General features: G+C 72.2%; 13 protein-coding genes. 5 read left to right on the forward strand and 8 right to left on the reverse strand.

The annotated features are described in order from the left end of the window. The first annotated feature begins 61 nt into the window (after positions 1 to 61). Positions 62 to 661: a carbonic anhydrase gene (locus OHA37_RS01405; protein WP_266901573.1), complete on the forward strand. Its 600-nt coding sequence runs from the start codon at positions 62 to 64 to the stop codon at positions 659 to 661. Positions 662 to 767: 106 nt separating this feature from the next. Further along, positions 768 to 1,238 (forward strand): cyanase, encoded by a 471-nt coding sequence (gene cynS / locus OHA37_RS01410; RefSeq protein WP_266901575.1) that lies wholly within the window; start codon positions 768 to 770, stop codon positions 1,236 to 1,238. Positions 1,239 to 1,258: 20 nt separating this feature from the next. On the opposite strand, the gene OHA37_RS01415 is transcribed toward cynS, so the two are convergent. The 3 genes from OHA37_RS01415 to OHA37_RS01425 are packed head-to-tail and all read right to left on the reverse strand — an operon-like array spanning position 1,259 to position 4,808. Next, positions 1,259 to 1,612 carry a UBP-type zinc finger domain-containing protein gene (locus tag OHA37_RS01415; RefSeq protein ID WP_266901576.1) on the reverse strand — a complete coding sequence of 118 codons (354 nt, stop codon included), beginning with the start codon at positions 1,610 to 1,612 and terminating at the stop codon, positions 1,259 to 1,261. Next, on the reverse strand, positions 1,609 to 3,120 hold the full coding sequence (locus OHA37_RS01420) for an ATP-binding protein (protein WP_443046283.1): 1,512 nt from the start codon (positions 3,118 to 3,120) through the stop codon (positions 1,609 to 1,611). Before OHA37_RS01420 ends, OHA37_RS01415 begins: the two co-directional genes overlap by 4 nt. An 11-nt stretch (positions 3,121 to 3,131) precedes the next feature. Next, on the reverse strand, positions 3,132 to 4,808 hold the full coding sequence (locus tag OHA37_RS01425; RefSeq protein ID WP_266901577.1) for an FAD-dependent oxidoreductase: 1,677 nt from the start codon (positions 4,806 to 4,808) through the stop codon (positions 3,132 to 3,134). Positions 4,809 to 5,085: 277 nt separating this feature from the next. Between OHA37_RS01425 and OHA37_RS01430 the strand changes: the two genes are divergently transcribed. Further along, a complete protein-coding gene (locus tag OHA37_RS01430) occupies positions 5,086 to 5,739 on the forward strand; it encodes a TOPRIM nucleotidyl transferase/hydrolase domain-containing protein (RefSeq protein ID WP_266901579.1) in 654 nt (217 codons plus the stop codon). A gap of 23 nt (positions 5,740 to 5,762) precedes the next feature. Here OHA37_RS01430 and OHA37_RS01435 read toward each other — a convergent pair whose 3' ends face one another. Beyond that, complete coding sequence (locus OHA37_RS01435; RefSeq protein WP_266901581.1) at positions 5,763 to 6,629, reverse strand: alpha/beta hydrolase family protein; 867 nt, start codon at positions 6,627 to 6,629, stop codon at positions 5,763 to 5,765. A gap of 78 nt (positions 6,630 to 6,707) precedes the next feature. Continuing rightward, the gene (locus OHA37_RS01440) at positions 6,708 to 7,919 is read right to left on the reverse strand and encodes a serine hydrolase domain-containing protein (protein ID WP_266901583.1); all 1,212 of its coding nucleotides are present in this window, start codon (positions 7,917 to 7,919) and stop codon (positions 6,708 to 6,710) included. Between the two features lie 300 nt (positions 7,920 to 8,219). Here OHA37_RS01440 and OHA37_RS01445 point away from each other — a divergent pair, with 300 nt between their 5' ends. Beyond that, positions 8,220 to 11,129, forward strand: a complete 2,910-nt coding sequence (locus OHA37_RS01445) for a collagenase (RefSeq protein WP_266901585.1) — start codon at positions 8,220 to 8,222, stop codon at positions 11,127 to 11,129. A gap of 62 nt (positions 11,130 to 11,191) precedes the next feature. Here the strand turns inward: OHA37_RS01445 and OHA37_RS01450 are convergent, their stop codons facing one another. Both OHA37_RS01450 and OHA37_RS01455 read right to left on the reverse strand, forming a co-directional pair. Next, positions 11,192 to 14,590, reverse strand: a complete 3,399-nt coding sequence (locus OHA37_RS01450; protein WP_266901587.1) for an endo-alpha-N-acetylgalactosaminidase family protein — start codon at positions 14,588 to 14,590, stop codon at positions 11,192 to 11,194. Between the two features lie 170 nt (positions 14,591 to 14,760). After that, positions 14,761 to 16,779, reverse strand: coding sequence for a hypothetical protein (locus OHA37_RS01455; RefSeq protein ID WP_266901589.1), 2,019 nt, complete (start codon positions 16,777 to 16,779; stop codon positions 14,761 to 14,763). 179 nt (positions 16,780 to 16,958) lie between these two features. On the opposite strand from OHA37_RS01455, the gene OHA37_RS01460 reads away from it, so the two are divergent. Then, complete coding sequence (locus OHA37_RS01460) at positions 16,959 to 18,275, forward strand: ROK family transcriptional regulator (RefSeq protein WP_266901591.1); 1,317 nt, start codon at positions 16,959 to 16,961, stop codon at positions 18,273 to 18,275. 150 nt (positions 18,276 to 18,425) lie between these two features. Here the strand turns inward: OHA37_RS01460 and OHA37_RS01465 are convergent, their stop codons facing one another. Further along, the gene (locus tag OHA37_RS01465; RefSeq protein ID WP_266901593.1) at positions 18,426 to 18,977 is read right to left on the reverse strand and encodes a hypothetical protein; all 552 of its coding nucleotides are present in this window, start codon (positions 18,975 to 18,977) and stop codon (positions 18,426 to 18,428) included. Positions 18,978 to 19,082 lie beyond the last annotated feature (105 nt).

Raw genomic sequence — 19,082 nt, forward strand, 5'->3', positions numbered from 1 at the left:
CAGGTCGTGCATGGTGGATCTCGTCGGCCCCACGGGTCGGCAGTGATCGAAGGGAGTGACCATGCACGACCTCATCGAGGGCGTCGCGCAGTTCCGGCGGGAGGTCTACCCGGCCAAGGCGGAGCTCTTCGCCCTGCTGGCGACGCAGCACCGCCCGCGCACCCTGTTCATCAGCTGCTCCGACGCCCGGGTGGTGCCGGAGCTGATCACCCAGAGCGAGCCGGGCGAGCTGTTCGTCATCCGTACCGCCGGCAACCTCGTGCCCGCCCACACCCCCGGCACGGACGGGGTGGCCGCCAGCATCGAGTACGCCGTCGCGGTCCTGGGCGTGAGCGACATCGTGGTGTGCGGGCATTCCGCTTGCGGCGCGATGACGGCCCTGGCCGAGCGGCACGACCTCAGCGCCGCCCCGGCGGTCGCCGGCTGGCTGCGCCACGCCGACGCCTCGCTCGCCCGTACCGGCGCCGGGCAGGACGGGCGCAGGGTCGATGCCCTGGTACGGGAGAACGTCCGCGCGCAGTTGGCGAACCTCGCGACCCACCCGTCGGTGGCCCGCGCCCTGGCCGCGGGGTCGGTGACCCTGCGCGGCTGGGTCTACGACATCGGGGCCGGGGGTGTCGAGGAGCTCGACGCCCCGCGCCCGGTCTCCCCCGCGGTCTGACCACCGCCACCCCTCGGGTCCCCGACCCGCATTCCCGCACCCCATCCGCGCCATCCGCCGCTCTCCCCCACCCCGGGTGAGCGGCTCACCGAAAGGAAGCCCTCTCATGGTGCACGCCCAGTTCGACAACACCGCCCGTCAGGCCCTGGCCGTCAAGGCCGTGGACGCCAAGATCCGCGAGGACCTGACCTGGCAGCGGATCGCGGACGCCGCGGGCCTGTCGGTCGCCTTCGTCACCGCGGCCGTCCTCGGCCAGCACCCGCTGCCCCGGGCCTCGGCCGAGGCCGTGGCCGCCCTCCTGGGCCTGGACGCCGACGACGCGCGGCTGCTGCAGACCATCCCGAGCCGCGGCTCGGTCCCCGGCGGCGTCCCCACCGACCCGACGATCTACCGCTTCTACGAGATGCTCCAGGTCTACGGGACCACGCTGAAGGCACTGGTCCACGAGCAGCTCGGCGACGGCATCGTCTCCGCGATCAACTTCAAGCTCGACGTGAGGAAGGTCGCGGACCCCGACGGCGGCGAGCGTGCGGTCATCACCCTGGACGGCAAGTACCTGCCGACGAAGCCCTTCTGATCCGCTCCGGGCAGCCGGGATCAGCGGTGCAGCCGGCGGGTCCAGTCCTCGGGCACCCGGCCCGACGGGCCCGGGGCCGGTTGGTCGGACGGGTGGCCGGACGGTGGGGTCAGCTCGGGGCCGGTCTCGTACAGCTCGTCGGCCGCGAAGTCCCAGAACCAGTCCTCGCCCGGTTCGTAGCTCTGTACCACCGGGTGCCCGGTGGATTTCCAGTGCCCGGTGGCGTGCTGGGCGGGCGAGGAGTCGCAGCAGCCGATGTGGCCGCACTGGGCGCAGCGCCGCAGGTGGAACCACCAGCCGCCGACCGCATCGCAATCGGCGCAGCCGCTACCGGAGGGCGGGACGCTCGGGTCGACTCCGTCGATGGCGGTCATACGGGCTCCTCGGTCTCGGTCTCGGTCTCGGTCTCGGTCTCGGTAACGGCATCGGCATCGGCATCGGCATCGGCATCGGCATCGGCATCAGGTTCCGCGGCGGTCAGCGGCAGCAGCACCTGGAAGCGGGTGTCCCCCGGGACCGACTCGACCTGGAGGCTGCCGTGGTGCTTGTTGACCACGATCCGCCAGGAGATGTCCAGACCGAGACCGGTGCCCTCGCCGACGGGTTTGGTGGTGAAGAAGGGGTCGAAGATGCGGCTGCGGATCTCGGACGGGATGCCGGGCCCGGTGTCGCGGAACTCCACGAGCAGCCGGTCGCCCGTCCGGGCCGTGTGGACGGTCAGCGTGCCCTCGCGGTCGGTGCTGCTTATGGCGAACACGGCGTTGTCGATGAGGTTGGTCCACACCTGGTTGAGTTCCGCGGGGTAGGCCGGCACGTCCGGGACGGAGCGGTCGTACTCCTTGACCACCCGGATGCGGGGGCCGATCTTGCCGGAGAGCATCAGCAGGGTGCTGTCGAGGAGTTCGTGGACGTCGACGACCCGGTGCGGGGCCCGGTCGAGCTGCGAGTACTGCTTGGCGGCGTCCACGAGGTGGGAGATGCGGGTGGTGGAGTCGTCGATCTCGTCCATCAACAGCTCGGTCTCGACCGTGTAGTTGAGCCAGCCGATGGCCGACGGCAGGAGGTCCTCGGCGACGCTCGACGCGACCTGCTCCAGCCAGTCGGTGTCCAGGCCGGCCTGGACGAAGACCGGAGCGACCCGCCAGCCCTCGGGGAAGCCGTGGTCCTCCAGCCAGTCGGCGATCTCGTCCTCCCGGTCGGAGGCTTCGAGGGGGCTCAACGCGGGCGCCTTGGCGACGCGTTCGACGGTGCGTTCCTGGATCTCGATGAGTTCGGCGATCGCCTCGCGGGGGTAGTTCCCCTGGGAGATGTGGGCCAGTTTGTGCCGCATCTTGCCCACGCGTTCGCGCAGGGTGGCCGTGGCCCGGACGGCCGCCGCGGCCGGGTTGTTGAGCTCGTGGGTGAGGCCCGCGGACAAGGAGCCCAGCGCGAGAAGCCGTTCGCGCTGGCCGATGACCTGCTGGGTGCTCCTGGCGCCGAAGAAGAGGCCCTCCAGCAGGTGCGCGGCCATCGGGAACCATTCCCGCATGACGTCCGAGAAGGACTGCGCGGGCAGGACGAAGAACCTCGTCGGCTCGGTCACCCGCATCGAGTTGTTGTAGGTCTGCTGGACGCGGTCGCCCAGGTAGGCCTGCATGGCGCCCGCGTACACCCCGCGCTGCGAGGTCCGGCCGACCTCCACCTCGTCGCCGCCGACCCTGCGGGACAGGACGACGGTGCCCTCGATCATCACGTAGAAGCAGGTGGCGGGATCGCCCTCGGTGTACACGGGGCCGGTGTCGAACCGCTCCACGCGGCCCTCGGCGCAGAGCCGCCCGAGCTGCTCCGGGGTGAGCTTCTCGAAGAGGAAGAGCGAGCCGATCTCCTGCGGGGAGCAGGGCATCGCCTGCCCGCTCACGACTCCTCCAGGTACCGGTGGACGAGCATCACGGCCATGGCTCCCTCTCCGACGGCTGATGCGACCCGCTTCGCGGACCGGGCGCGCGCGTCGCCCGCCACGAACACGCCGGGCACGCTGGTCTCCAGGTGGTAGGGCGGGCGGTCCAGCTCCCATTCGGCCGGGGGGCGCCCGTCCGGGGTGAGGTCCGGCCCGGCCAGGATGAAGCCGTGGTCGTCGCGCAGCACCGTACCGTCCAGCCAGTCGGTGAGCGGGGCCGCGCCGATGAACACGAACATCCACTGGGTGTCGACGAGTTCGGTCGCGCCGGTGTCCACGTCGCGCAGGGTGAGCTGCTCCAGGTGGCCGTCGCCGTGCGCCGATTCGACGGTGGTGCGGGTGCGCACCGTGATGTTGGGCATCTCCTCGATCTGCTGGATCAGGTAGTACGACATGGACGCGGCCAGGGACTGCCCGCGCACCAGGAGCGTCACCGATTTCGCGCCCCGGGCGAGGTACATGGCGGCTTGCCCGGCCGAGTTGGCGCCGCCGACCACGTACACGTCCTGTTCCAGGCAGGAGGAGGCCTCGGTGAGCGAGGAGCCGTAGTACACGCCGCGGCCGGTGAGGCCGTCGCAGCCCGACGCCCCGAGCTGGCGGTAGGTGACGCCGGTGGCCAGGATGATGCTCCGCGCGCCGATCGCCGAGCCGTCGGAGAAGCGGACGAGGCGGGCCGCGCCGTTGACCTCCAGTCCGGTGACCTCGCGTGCGGTGAGGATCTCGGCGCCGAAGCGGCCGGCCTGGCGGCGGGCGCGTTCGGTGAGCTGGGATCCGGACACGCCGTCCGGGAAGCCGAGGTAGTTCTCGATGCGGGAGCTCTGCCCGGCCTGTCCGCCGGTCGCGGACCGCTCGACCAGTACGGTGCGCAGCCCCTCGGAGGCCCCGTACAGCGCGGAGCCGAGACCGGCGGGGCCGCCGCCGATCACGACGAGGTCGTAGAAGTCGGCCGTCGGTGTGGTCGCGAGGCCCACGTGGGCGGCGAGGTCGGGTGCGTCCGGCTCGATCAGTACGGTGCCGCCGGGGGTGATCACCACGGGCAGTCGCTGTCCGTCGGCCCCGGCCGCCCGCAGGAGCCGTCGCCCCTCCGGCTCCTCGCAGGAGTACCAGCGGTACGGGACCTGGTTGCGGGCCAGGAACTCCCGGACGGCCGACGAGGGGGCCGACCAGCGGTGTCCGATCACCTTGGTGGCGGGCACGGGCCGGTGGTCGCCGGTGCGCCAGGCGGTGAGGAGGTCGTCCACGACCGGGTAGAGCTTCTCCTCGGGCGGGTCCCACGGTTTGAGGAGGTAGTGGTCCAGGTCGACGACGTTGATCGCGTCGATCGCCGCGTTGGTGTCGGCGTAGGCGGTCAGCAGGACGCGGCGCGCGCCCGGGTACACGGTGATGGCTTCTTCGAGGAACTCGATGCCGTTCATCTGCGGCATGCGGTAGTCGGCGAGGATCACCGCCACCAGGTCGCCGCGGAGCTTCAGCTCGCGCAGTGCCTCCAGCGCGGACTCGCCGGATTCGGCCCGCACGATCCGGTAACCGGAGCCGTAGCGCCGCCGCAGGTCTCGGGCGATGGCCCGGGACACTCCCGGGTCGTCGTCCACGGTCAGGATCACGGTCCGTGCCGTGTCGGCGACCTCTGTCATGGCTCTCCCGCCCCGAGCGGCCTGGACTGGCGGCATCGCGGCGAGCCGCCCGCACCCGGTTCCCGTCCATCCTAGGGTCGATCGTCCGGGTCCGCGCGGACGGGCGGAGCGGGCCCGGAGGGTCTGGGCCGGGTTGGCGCGGTGCGAGGAGGACGGCCTGCGCCGGGCGGGCAGTGCGGGGCGGATCCGGTACGGGGCCGGGCGGTCCCGGCGAGCGGGCGCCCGCACCGGCGGAAATTCCGTACCGCCGCGGCGGGCAGTGGATCAGACTCGCCCCATGGAAGACATGGCGGCGTTCGGGGATGCGGTGACCGCGTGGGCGGCCGGTGACGCCGGTGGGCTCGGTGACGTGGGGTACGCAGGGGAGGCGGCGGACACGGCGCGCGAGCTGGCCGCGCGGCTGCCCGTACGGACCGTCGTGCTGCTCGAAGGGGCGAGCGACGCCGAAGCCGTCGATGCCCTGGCCTCGATGCGGGGCCGGAACCTGGCCGCCGAGGGGGTCTGTGTCCTGCCCATGGGCGGCGCGATGAGCGTCGCGCGGTTCGCCGGGTTCCTCGGACCGCAGGGTCTGGGCCTGCGCCTGACGGGACTGTGCGACGAGAGGGAGCGCGACTTCTACGTGCGCGGCTGGGAGCGGGCCGGCGCCGAGCCCCAGGGGTTCTTCGTCTGCGCGGCGGATCTGGAGGACGAGCTCATCCGCGCACTGGGCGTGCCCAGGGTGGAGGAGCTCGTCCGGGAGGAGGGGGACCACCGCGCCCTGCGGACCTTCCTGCGCCAGCCCGCGCAGCAGGGCCGCACGGCGCAGCAGCAGGTGCGGCGATTCCTCGGCACGAAGAAGGGACGCAAGATCCGCTACGGCCGCGTCCTCGTCGAGGCGCTCGACGAGGACCGCGTACCGGCGCCCCTCGAAGAGCTGCTCGCGAGCCTGTGACCCGCCGCCGCCCGCACGCGGGGTCAGCCCAGCTGTTCCAGGAAGAAGGCCGCCGCGTCCTTGCCGGCCCGTACTCGGGCGGTCGGGTCGGCGGGCTCCGGGGCGATGAAGTCGTCGTGCCGGACCGCGGGACCGATCGGGCGGCCGGTCGCGGTGGGGATGTGCTCCAGGTACGGCCTGGTGTCGATGTCGTACGGGGTGATCGTGTCCGCTCCGCCCCAGCGGATGGCGACCGGTAGCCGTACGGCCTCCAGGCTCTCCCGGGTGACCATCCCGCCGACCCCCGGCGCCACCAGGAAGACCGCCCGTACCCGGGGATCGGAGAGGTCGCGCCCGCCGGGTTCCAGCGTGCGTTCCGGAGCCTCGTCGTTCGCGTACTTCGCGCGCAGCGCCTCCAGTACGCCGGGGAACTCGGGGATCGCCGGCAGGGGTGCCGCGCCCGTGAACACGGCCCGCAGGATGCCCGGGTCGACGCGGGCTCCGGCGAGCGCCGCGGCCGTGTAGCCGCCGATGGAGAAGCCCGCCACGCCGACCGGACCGAGGGGCTCTTCCCGGGCGAGCGCGTCGAGGACGAAGGTGATGTCCCGGGGGCGTTCCCAGACGTGGAGGAAGCCCTCCGGCTCGTAGCCGTCGACGAAGTTGTTGCCGTGGTGGTCGAGGGCCACCACCCGGAAGCCCGCCGCATGGAGCGGGCGTACCAGCCACTCCATCTCGCCGCCCGAGCCTCCTGTGCCGTGCGAGACGAAGACGAGCGGGGCGGGTGCGTGCCCGGCAGCGCTCTGCTCCCACACGTACAGGCGGACCGGCCGGGCACGGGCCGGATCCCGCAGGTCCGGGCGGGACTCGTCGTACAGGATTCGTATCAGCGGCTCTGGCATGGAGGCGATCATGGCGGGATCGTACAGAGGGAGCACCGGCGGGCGCCCCGGGACCCGGCCGCACGCCATGTCTGCCCAAGTCACCGGAGGTCAGCGCATCTTGAGCTCGTGTCCGGGGGCGAGGGCCGCGGAGATGCGTTCGGCTATGGTCTGGGCCGAGTTGCCCTCGGGACTCTTGGGGCCCTGGGTCACGGTGACGGAGATGGCGAGCTTCTCCGCGGGCAAGTAGGCCTGGATGGCGGCGTAGCCGGAGAAGGACGGGTTCGTCAGGATCCAGCCGTTGACGACGATCACGCCGAGGCCGAAGTGGTGGGCCTCCGTGTTGGTCAGGAGGCAGACGGTGTCCGGGCAGGAGGCCGTCGGGTGGCCGAGGCCGATGGTGCCCGGGTCGAGCTGGGTCTTGAAGGACTTCGCCGACAGCAGCTCCCCGGTCCCGACGGCTCGCGCGGACCGGTCCAGGTCACAGATGTTCTGGACGAGGACCGCACCGGGAGTGGTGGTCCACGAGGGGTTCCAGAAGGTGGATTCCTCGTAGGTGCCGCGCTCTGAGGTGAAGGCGTGCAGGACCGGTTCCGGGATCTGTGGGGTGGCCTGGTTGCTGGTCCCGCTCAGCCCGAGCGGTCCGTACACGCGCTCCTTCAGCAACCGGTCCAGCGGGAGGCCGCTGATCTTCTCCAGTGCCTCGCCGAGCAGGTTGAAGTTGGCGTGCGAGTAGCTCCAGTTGGTGCCCGGCTTGTAGAGCAGCGGCTTGTCCGTCGCGATGCCGATGACCTCGGCCGACGTCCACGCGCGGAACGGTTTGGCCTCCAACTCCGCGAGGAACGCCGGGTCGGTGACGTAGTCGTGCAGGCCGGACGTGGAACTGCCCAGCATGCGCAGGGTGATCTCCGATCCGTGCGGCACGTCCGGGAGCCAGCGGGACACGGGGTCGTCGAGCGAGGCTTTGCCCTCGTCCACGAGTTGGAGCAGGACGGCGCCCATGTAGACGATGGCCACGGACCCCGTACGGAACTTCATCGCCGGCTCGGCCGGGACTCCCGTCATCGAATCCCCGAGGGCCGTGGTGAGCACCTCGCGGCCGTCGGAGGACACGCGCAGCACCACCGAGTTCAGGCCGAACTCCCGCTGGGCCTGCTGCGCGATGGTGCGGACCTTGAGCGCGTCGCCCTGGGCGGTGCCGGGTGAGTTCACGCATGCCCCCGGAGCCGGGGCGGCCGGCTCCACGCCAGCGGCCGTCCCCGCCGGAAGGGCCGCGCCCATCAGACCGGCGATGCACAGCAAGACCGTACGAGTACGCCTCACGGATCCAGTATGGGCGGGCCCCGCGCGCGGCGCATGTGGTGGCGGGGGGAACCGGGACGACCTCAGAGGAACCGGACAGATCCTCCCCCGCATCCACACCTGACGGCCGTTCAGATGGAGAGAACCGCCCCGCGGGGACTTCCAGAGCCATGTGATGTGTGCCATGTTACATCGCACACTGCATAGCCGTGTACACGACAGAGCTGAAATCCCCACCAACTCCCGTCGACGTCACGGTCCGCTTTCCACATTCGCCGCGTTGCCAGCGCGGCCGCAGACCGGCTCGGAGGCCCACCCCCCATGCGTAGTTCCCCCACCACGAAGGGCCGTGCCCGGCCCCTCATAGCCGCTCTGGCCTGCAGTCTGGGCCTGACGATGCTCGCCCCCGCCGGCCAGGCCCTCGCGCGCGAACCGAAGCCCGCCTCGCCCGCTCCGGCCTTCAAGTCCGGCGCCGCCCCGCAGCCCTCGACCCCGGCCGCCACGGCGGCCGCGCTCCGGGCCGAGCACGCCGCACGTCCGGACGCGGACCTGTCCGAGCGCGCCCCGCTCCGGTCCACGAAGGAGGCCGCGCGCACCGAACAGCGGTCGTCCAAGGCGATGCTGGCGCCCGGCGCCGCTGCCTCCGCCGAGGCCCTCGCCGCGGCCTGCAACGTCGCGGACTTCACCTCGAAGACCGGAGCCGCGCTGGTCAGCCAGATCAAGGCCTCCGAGATGGACTGCGTGAACTCGCTGTTCCTGCTCAAGGGCAACGACGCGCAGGCCGCCTTCCGCGAGGCGCAGATGGTCTCGGTGGCCGATGCCCTGCGCACCGCCTCCGCCACCTACCCGGGCGACAACAGCACCAAGACCGGGCAGCTCGTACTCTTCCTGCGTGCCGGGTACTACGTGCAGTGGTACAACGAGTCCACCGTCGGCACCTACGGGCCGGCCCTCAAGAGCTCGATCCGGGGCGCCCTGGACACCTTCTTCGCCGCTCCGCGCGCGGCCGACGTGACCGAAGCCAACGGCGCGACCCTGGCCGAGTCGGTCATCCTGATCGACAGCGCCCAGGAGAACGCCCGCTACCTCGGCGTGGCCAAGCGGATGCTGACCGGCTACAACTCCTCCTACAACAGCTCCTATTCGATGGTCGCGGCGGTCAACAACGCCTACACCGTGCTGTTCCGCGGCCACCAGACCGCCGAGTTCCTGCCCGCCGTCCAGGCCGACCCCAGCATCCTCACGGTGCTGCGCGACTTCGCCGTCACGCACGACGCCCTGCTGGGCACGGACAAGAGCTACCTGCCGGCCAACGCCGGCCGGGAGCTGGGCCGTTTCCTCCAGCACTCGGCGCTCCAGGCGACCGTACGGCCGCTCGTCAAGCAGCTGCTGGACCGCACCTCGATCACCGGACGCACCTCCTCCCTCTGGGTGCCGCTCGCCGAGATGACCGCCTCGTACGACGCGGCCAACTGCTCCTTCTACGGGACCTGCGACCTGCCGGCGCGGGTGCGTGCGGCCGTCCTGACGGTCAACCACACCTGTAGCCCGAGCCTGCGGATCGTCGCGCAGCAGATGACCGCCGCCGAGCTCGGCGCGAGCTGCACCAGCCTGGCCAACCAGGACGCCTTCTTCCACAACGTGGTCAAGGACGGCGGCCCGGTCGCGAACGACAAGAACACCGCGCTCGAAGTGGTGGCCTTCGACTCCAGCGCCGACTACCAGTCCTACGCCGGTGTCATCTTCGGGATCAGCACCGACAACGGCGGCATGTACCTGGAGGGCGACCCCTCGGTCACCGGGAACCAGCCGCGCTTCATCGCCTACGAGGCGGAGTGGGTCCGGCCGGAGTTCCAGATCTGGAACCTCAACCACGAGTACACCCACTACCTCGACGGCCGCTTCGACATGTACGGCGACTTCGACGCGGGGATGACCACCCCGACCGTGATGTGGGTCGAGGGCCTGGCCGAGTACATCTCGTACTCCTACCGGGGCGTCACCTACGACCGTGCCGTCACCGAGGCGGGCAAGAACTCCTACAAGCTCAGCACGCTGTTCGACACCACCTACGACAACTCCGACTCCACCCGCGTCTACCAGTGGGGCTACCTGGCGGTGCGCTACCTGGTCCAGTCGCACCCGCAGGACGTGGCGACGCTCCTCGGCCACTACCGCACCGGCAACTGGGCGGCCGCCCGCACCCTGCTCACCTCCACCATCGGCACCCGCTACGACGCGGACTTCGCCGCCTGGCTGGTCAAGTGCGCGGCCGGAGACTGCGGCGGCCCCACCACCCCGCCGGTCAACCAGGCCCCGGTGGCCGGGTTCACCGCCGCCGTGAACGCCCTCGCGGTCACCTTCACCGACACCTCCACGGACGCGGACGGCACCATCGCCTCCCGCGCCTGGGACTTCGGTGACGGCACCACCTCCACCTCCGCCAACCCGGCCAAGACCTACACCACGGCCGGTACGTACGCGGTCAAGCTCACCGTCACCGACAACAAGGGCGCCAGCGCCACCACCTCCAAGGCGGTCACCGTCGGCAGCGCCGGGCCCGGCGAATGCACCAGCCCCGACGTCCGGGTGCTGGGTGACGACTGCCGCCGCTCCAACGTCTCCGCCACGACCGGCAACTACGGGTACTTCTACCTGGACGTCCCGGCCGGCACCGGATCCCTCAAGATCTCCGTCTCGGGCGGCACCGGCAACGCCGACCTCTACTACAGCCCCACGGGCTGGGCCACCACCAGCAACTACACCGCCCGCTCGGCCCAGGCCGGCAACACCGAGTCCCTCACCGTCAACAACCCCGCGGCCGGCCGCGTCTACATCAGCCTGCATGCCGTCCAGGGCTTCGCGGGCGTCACCGTCTCGACCCGGTTCGGGACGGCCCAGGTGGAGTGCCCGGGCACCGACGTCCGAGTACTGGGCGCCGACTGCAGCCGCTCCAACGTCTCCGCGACCGCCGGGAACCACCGCTACTTCTACGTGCACGTCCCCGCCGGCACGGCCTCCCTCAAGATCACCGTCTCCGGCGGCACCGGCAACGCCGACCTCTACTACAGCCCCACCACCTGGGCCACCACGAGCAACTACACCGCCCGCTCGGCCCAGAGCGGCAACACCGAGTCCCTCACCATCAACAACCCGCCGGCCGGCTACCTCTACGTCAGCCTGCACGCCGCCCAGGACTTCGCCGGAGCCACCGTCTCCAGCCGCTTCTGAGCCCGCACGGCACACCGGCCCCCGCCCCTCCGAGGAGGGGCGGGGGCCGGTTCCGTACGCCGTCAGGAGTAGGCCTCGACCTCCCACAGCGAATAGCCGTAGCCGGTGGCCCGCTGGGTGCCGGTCACCCGGAGGTGGCGTCCGCTGCCATTGAGTCCGGTCAGGTCGTCCGTACCCCCGTCGCTCGTGGTGGTGGAGTACACGTCCCTCCAGGTGGTGCCGTCGTCCGACAGCTGGACCTTGTACGCGCGGCCGTGGGCGACCTCCCAGCCCAGGACCACCCGGTTCACGTTCTTCACGGACCCCAGGTCGACCTGGATCCACTGCGGGTCGGCGAAGGCCGAGGACCAGCGGCTGGTGGCGCTGCCGTCGGTGGCGGCCGTCGCCGGGTAGTCCGCGGACTGGACGGAGGAGGCCGTCGTCGGCCTGTTCAGGGCCAGGTTGGACGAGGTCGTGGCACCCAGGTCGTCGACGGTGAGGTCGTCGAGGACCAGGTCCCGGTCGGCGTTGGAGGTCTCGGCCGTGAGCTTGCGCATGCCGATCCAGGCGTCCACCCCGGCCGTGAAGGTCTTGGTGAAGGTGTTCGTGGTGCGGGCCTGCGGCAGCGTGTCGGAGGAGACCTGCCCCGTGCCGGCGCCCAGGGTGAAGGCGTAGTCCCCGGCCACCGACTGCTGGTACTTGAAGGTCACCTTGTACTGGTGGCCGGGCTCGAAGCGCAGGGTCTGCGGGATGGTCTGGTAGAGCAGCCCGGGCCGTTCCTCGTGGGATTTCAGGGAGTTGCCGCCGGCGAGCACGTCGTCGATCAGCTTGCCGTTCCAACCGGCCTGCGTGTACGGGGCGTTGAGCTGTGCCAGGTGGGTGCGCGGGTCGGCCGTACTGCCGCCCGCCGAGCCCACGACGAAGGGGTACCAGCCGGAGTCGACGTTCTCGAAGTCCTCCGCGAAGGTGTGGCCGCCCTGCGGACTGCGGGCCGTGCGCACCACGCGCACGTCGTCGAAAGCGGCCGTTCCCGCCGCCGCGTCGGCGCGCAGGGCCAGGGTGGCGGTGGACTGCCCCGCCGGGACGTCGAACAGCACCCGCATCCGCTGCATGGTGCTGCCGTTCTTCTCGTCCGCACCGACGTTGTTCGTGTACGGGGAACTCGTGGCGTAGGCACTCTGCTCGGTGCCTCCCGCCGGGGTCACGGCCAGGGTGGCCCTGCGTCCGGTGGCGGTGGAGACGTACACGCTCGCCGCGTAGGTGCCCGGCGCGAGGCCGGTGAGCTGCTGCGACACGGAGGTGGCGCCCTGCCCGACGGTCAGCTGCGACTGGCCCACCGCGTTGCGTGTGACGGACGCGGCCCCGGCGACCGTCCACTTCGACAGGTTTCCGGAGGTGAAGCCCGGGTCGCGGACGGGGCCTCCCTCGCCGAATCCGGCGTCCGCCTGGGCGGGCGCCGCGGACGGGTAGACCACGTAGGGGGTCTTCGCCGCGGCGGTGACGGTGACCTTGCCGCCGGTCACCGGGAGGTCCGAGACCAGGACGCGGCCCTGGTCGGTGAGCTTGTACAGCTTTGCCGTGCCGTTCTGGGCCCAGGAGGCGGGCACGTTCCAGGTGGAGGTGCCGCCCGCGCCGCTCCAGTGGTAGAGCTTGGACTCTCCGCTCTGGTTCCAGGGGAGCAGGTAGGTGTCGCCGATCAGGACGGGATGGCCGTCCTTGCTGATGGTGCGGGTGTTGCCGCTCAGGGTGGCGCTGACTCCGCCGTCGAAGTCGATGCGGTTCGCGGCCCACTTGCGGATGGTGAAGCCCTGGAGGTACTTGGTGGGCAGGTTGGTGGTGAAGGTGGTGTTGATGAAGTTCGCGAAGTCCTTGGTGCCCTGCCAGCCCTCGTAGGCGGTCAGGGTGCCGCCGCCGAGCAGCGGGTGTCCGGCGATCCAGTCGTCACGCTGCTGGTTGCGGATGAAGCGCACCACCTGGGAGTTGACCCCCTTGTAGTTGCTGCCGCCGTAGTTGAGGTCGTTGGCCCAGTGGGACCAGAGGGACTGGTCCTCGAACTTGTCGGGGAACTCGGTGGTGAGCTGGTAGCCGAGGCCGTTGATCTCGCGGGCCAGCGCCTGGGAGGTGTAGCCGTCTCCGTACCAGGTGTCCACGTAGAGGAACTTCAAGTCCGGTGCCACCGCCTTGAGTTCCTGCAGGCGGGCCAGGCGTTTGCCGCTGGTGCCGTCCAGCCGGTAGTTGAGGTGGTAGGACTGGTCGAGGTAGTCCCATCCCTTGTCGGCGCCGCCGTTGTTGAGGAGCGTCGGGTCGAAGGTGCGGGCGACCGGGTAGGCCTCGGTGTCGTTGATGTGCACGCCGATGTCGGCGTTGTAGCCGGCGCCCGCCGCGACGAGGGTGTTCAGGTCGGTGGCGCCGCCCTGCCGGGTGCCGACCAGCCCGTAGTCGGGGTGGGCCGAGTCGTGGCCCTCGGAACCGTAGCCCTTGAGCAGGACGAACTGGCCGAGCCCGTCGGTGGCCCGGGCCACACGCTTGGTCTCGTCCAGGGTCTGGAGGAAGGGGTGCGTGGCCTGGGAGGCGAAGTTGTACGGGATGCGCTGCACCACTCGGCGGGCGGTGTCCTGCCAGCCCTGGGGGCTGGTCATGATCGAGCGGAAGGCGATGGCTCCGTCCTGCCAGTCCACGGTGGAGTCGGCGTTGCGGTCCCCGGTCACCACCACCTTGGCGTAGGGCAGCGGTTCGGTGCCCGGCGCGCCGGCGGCCCGGTGCAGCCAGTCGCCGCTCCACAGACCGGCCCTGCGGTAGCCGGACTTGGCCACGGTCTGCTTCTGGATCCGTCCGCTGTCCGCCGCGTTCTGGCCGGACGGGTTGTCGTAGGAGGAGTTCGTGGCGATCGACGCGGCGAGTGAACCGGTGTTGAGGATCGCGTACATGGCCCCCTGCGGGGAGCCGTCCGCCGTCGTGCCCGAGGTGAGGGTGGTGAAGGTGTCGCCGGTGCCGGTGGTGTTGGTGTTCATGCGGGTGGTCTCGACGGCGGCGCCGGGCTGGGCGCTGCGCACCGACACCAGGTTGTGCTGCGGGATCGACAGCGAGGTGATGGGTACGGCGCTGTCCGCGATCGAGGTGACGGCGAAGGTGAGGGTGCTGCCGCTGACGGACAGGGTGGCCTTGACCGTGTCCCCGTTGGTGAAGGCCAGCGTGTAGTCGACGTGGTCGGCCGAGACGGCGCTGGTCACGGCCGGGGTCTGCGCGGAGCCGTTGAGGTTCACCTGGGTGAGGGGGTCCTCGTTGCCGTAGAGGACGGCGCCGGTGGCCTGGTCGGTGTACTGGACGACCCGGGGGAAGGCCGTGTCGACCTGCACGGCGAGGGCGGGTGAGGCGATGGTGACGGTCCCGGCGGCGGTGGCCGGCACCGCGGCGGCCACCAGCGTGGTGCCGAGGCCCAGGGCGGCGGCGCAGAGGAGGGACGTGGGGCGGAGCGGTCTCATGGGACTCCCTGGTGGTGGGTCCGGTACGGGTTCCTTGCGGGGGTTCGGTACGGGGCCTTGCGGGGGTCGGTACGGAGGTCTCGCGCGGGTCGGCACGGGGTTCTGTGCGGTCGGTACGGCGCCTTGCGCGTGGGCTTACGGGCCCCCGGGCGGGGTGTCGGGCCGGTGGGTCACCAGCGCAGGACGGCCCAGCCCCGGTGGGGCAGTTCGGGGTCCAGGCGCAGGGTGCGGTCCTGCCGTTCGGTGTCCGCCGGGCGGGGCTCGGCGAGGGGCGCCAGGACGGTGGCCGCGACCGCGACCGCGTCCGGGAGGGCGGGCAGGTGCACCGTCGGCCGGGCGGGGTCCTGGCAGCCGTTGGCCACGGTCAGGGTGGTGACTCCGTCCGCGTACGAGAGGTGCGGGATCAGGTACGGGCCGCCGCTGACCAGGGGGAGGCGGGGATCCTCCCCCTCCAGGAAGCGGACCGTGCGGTGCAGCAGCCGCTGCGCGTGGTCGTCGGCCGGCAGCGCGCGGGGGTCGGTCGCGGCGAGTACGGCGACGCGTCCGCCGAGGGCGTTGGTGAAGACGGTGCGGCCCGCCCCCCAGGCGCGGCCGTCCGGGGTGCGGACCTCGCTCCACCGCAGGGCCCCGGGTGCCTCCCGGAGCCGGGCCAGGGCGGGTTGGGTGTTGACGCTGAGGAGGAGGCCCGCGAGGTCCCCGCCCGCTGCGGCGCACAGCTGCTCGGTGGCGTACGGGCCCGGTCCCCCGACGGTGGCGGCCGGGGCCTCCCGGTCCACCGGATCGGCCGCGGCCAGCCCGATGAGGGGGCCGAAGCCGCGCCGGTGCAGGATCGTCGCGGCGGTCCCGTCGAGCAGCAGCCCTCCGGCCAGCAGGGCCCGTACCGCCTGATCGTCGAAGGCCCAGGCCGCGGGGCCGAACAGGGCCTGGACCGGAGCCGGTTCGGCCGTGACGGGCACTCCGTAGCGCAGCAGGAAATCGGCCGCCGGGCCCGGGTCCACGGCCAGCTCGCCCAAGCCCGCGCCGTGCGCCCGTACGTGGGCGGCGGCGTCCTGGGCGAAGGGCAGGCCGACGCCCAGGGTGCGCTGTCCGCGCGGATGCTGCCGGCGGACGTGGTCCAGGGCGGGCCGGGCGCGGCGCAGCAGTTCGGCGATCCGGGGGTGGCGGCCGGGGCTCGCTCCGTGCAGGGGGTACAGGTTGAGCAGGAGGGCGTCGGCCCCGGAGAGCTGGGCGGCGACCATCTCGGACCAGGTCTGGACATCGGATTTGGACCAGGCGGTGTGCGGCCAGTTCTCGATCTCCGGCTCGCTGTCCACGAACTCGGGCCGCAGGGAGCGCTGGAGTTCCGGCATCCACAGCTGCCGGGCGAGTTCGCGTCCGGGGGCGTCGGCGTACGGGGCGAAGTGCGGGCGGTGCGCGGCGCGGCCCCCGGGGGCCAGGGCCCCGAAGAGCGCGCCCCAGTCCCGGCCCTCCACGGAGGCGGCGTCCAGGCCCGAGCTCATCAGCCCGGTCCGGGAGCGGCCGCCCGAGCGCCGGTGCACTTCGACGGCCACCTGCGCGGCCACCTCCTGCTGCGCGGTCCGCCAGACCCGTTGCCACAGGGCCCGGAGCGGGTGCGGGGGGCCGGGGGCGGTGAGTGCGGAGACGAGCTCCGGTCGGGGGACCGGGCGTCCGGCGAGGGCGGCCAGCCGGTCGAGCATGAGGGGTTCGAAACCGCCGCCCCAGCCGAGCGGGGCGTGGTTGTGGAAGCGGAAGTCGTCCTCCAGCCACAGGACGCGGAAGCCCAGCTCGGCGAAGCGTCCGTAGTGTCCGGTCAGCCAGGCGCGCCAGCGCGGGCAGGCGAAGGAGGCCTGGGACGTGGAGACTTCCCCGGCCGGGGACACCATCGGGGCGAAGCCGTGGGTGTCGGTGCGGCCCCGGTCGGCGTGGCCCGTGGTCACCCAGGGGTTGAGGCTCACGTCCAGGCCGGCGCCGAGGAGGACCTCTTGCGCGGTGGCCGCGGCCTCGTACCAGAGGTCCTCGTGGGGTCCGGTGAGATGCCCGGTGAAGTGCTCCTCGGCCCCGAGGAGCAGCACCACTTCCGCCACACCCGCGTCGGTGCAGGTCTTGGCCAGTTCGGCCGCCGTGGCCGCGACGGCGTCCGTGCCTTCGTACGGATGGATCTGGAACCGCAGGTGGTACCGGGCATTCACGCCGTGGGCCTCCTCGCCGTCAGCTCGCGGCCGAACTCACCGCCGCAGCAATTAGTTTGGTTAGGATCTGAATTAATGAGAGTCCCGTCAACCCCGCGTGCCGCATCCGCTCCGGAAGGGGGCAGCGGGACCCGGGGGCACGGGTGGCAGACTCTCGGGGACGGCAGTGAGGAGCACCGGTGAGGACTGATCCACGAAGCACGCAGCGCAGCGACGACGGGGGCGGGCGGGGTGACGCCGGCATCGGACCCGTCGTGATCAACGGCCCGGCCAGGCCGGCCGGGAGGGCCTCCATCCGCCGCGCCAACCTCGGTCTCGTACTGCGCCTCCTGCGCGACGCCGGACCGCGCTCACGCGCGCGGATCGCCGATGACGCGGGGCTGCCGAGGCCCACGGTCACCGGGCTGGTCACCGAGCTCATCGAGCTCGGCCTGGTGTGCGAGGGGGACGCGGAACGGGACGGCTCGGTGGGCCGCCCGGGCCAGAGCGTCCGGATCGACGGGCGCGCCCTGTGCGGGATCGGCCTGGAGATCAACGTCGACTACCTGGCCGCCGTTGCCCTCACCCTGGGCGGGGACACCGTCTTCGAACGGCGGGTCGCCATGGACGTCCGCGGCGCCGGACCCGAGGCCGTCCTGGACTGCGCCGCCGAGCTGGTCCGTGAGGCCCTCGGCGTCCTCGACGCCGCCGCGATCGCCACGGCCGGGGTCACCGTCGCCGCCCCCGGGGTCGTCGACATCGCCGCGGGCACCGTCGTCTACGCCGCGAACATCGACTGGCACGACGTGGAGGCGGTCAGCGGGATCCGCGCCCGCCTGGGGCGCGGGGCTCCCCCGCTGCGCCTGGAGAACGACGCCAAACTCGGCGCGGTGGCGGAGTACTTGGAGGCCTCCGCGGCCGGCATCCACGACCTGATCTACGTCACCGGCGAGACGGGCGTGGGCGGCGGCATCATCAGCGGTGGCCGCCTCCACCGCGGCGCCGCCGGCTTCGCCGGGGAGATCGGCCACATGCCGCTCGACCCGGGCGGCGCGCTCTGCGCCTGCGGGCGCCGGGGCTGCTGGGAGACCATGGTCGGCCTCACGGCCCTGCTGCGGCACGCCGCCGCCCCCGAGGATCCCGTACACGACCCCTCCCTCGACCTGGAGGCGCGGCTCACGGACCTCCAGGCACGGGCGGCCGCCGGGGACGCCCGCACCCTGGAGGCCCTGGACCGGGTCGCGGACGGGCTCGGCCTCGGGCTGGCACTGCTGGCGGACGTCCTGAACCCGCGCGCGGTCGTGCTCGGCGGGTACTTCACCTACTTCGGCGACCGGCTCGCCCCGCGGGTGGAGCGGCTGATGGCCGAACGCGTGATGGCCCCGGACACGGGCGGCTGCCGTCTCCTGCTGTCCACCCTCGGCTTCACCGCCCCGGCCCGCGGCGGTGCGCTGCTGGCCCTCGACCCGGTGTACGAGGACCCGGCGCAGACCGTGGCGACGGCCACGGGGGCCTGACCTCGGAGGGGGAAGCCGGGGCCGGCCTGACCTCGGAGGGGGAGGCCGGGGCCCGAGACCCCGGCCGCCGGGCGTACCCGCGTCACCGGCAGCGCTCACGCCCCGACGTCGCCGCCGGGCCCGCTCACGCCACACGTCACCGCCGGTGCCTCACTCCCCCTCGGCCCAGAACGGCCGGGCCCGGAGGGACGCGGCGCGCACCGCGTCCCCGTCCAGGACCAGGACGGCGTCCCGCAGCCCGCGTTCCGGCCACGCGCACGACAGCGTGAGCGGGCCCGGCGGCGGCAGCGGCCGGATCCACAAGGTCAGGCGCACGTCCCCGCCACCGTCCGGGCCGCCCCAGCTGCCCTCGTACCCGCTGACGACCATCGTCGGTCCGCGCCCGTCCCGCGGGCCGGTCGTCTCGTCCTGCACCACGTCCCGGCCGTCGGCGAGCCGGAGACGGAATTCCGGTTGCGCGGGCCCGTCGGGGCCCAGGGGATCGGGCTCCCGCCCAACGGGGTTCGAGGACGCCCCGCGCGCGTGGGCTTCCACGTCGATCTCCAGGCCGACCGGGTGGGCCAGGACCTGCCGGGCCACCACCACGACCCCGTCCGTCCGGCCGATCACCACCGGTCCCGCGACGTGTCCGCCGATCATCCGCGGCGGTGACCGCCACTCGGGCAGATCGCCGGTACTCCCCTTAGCCGAATCGTCAACCATGATCAGAGCGTAGCCAGTTGGGGTGGCCCCGGTACGGCCGAAGCAGAACGCCGCCGCAAGGCCCGGCCGGCCCGGCCCGGCCACGCAAGTCTTCGACGCCTGTTC

This window comes from Streptomyces sp. NBC_00335 (assembly GCF_036127095.1).
GTDB lineage: Bacteria > Actinomycetota > Actinomycetes > Streptomycetales > Streptomycetaceae > Streptomyces.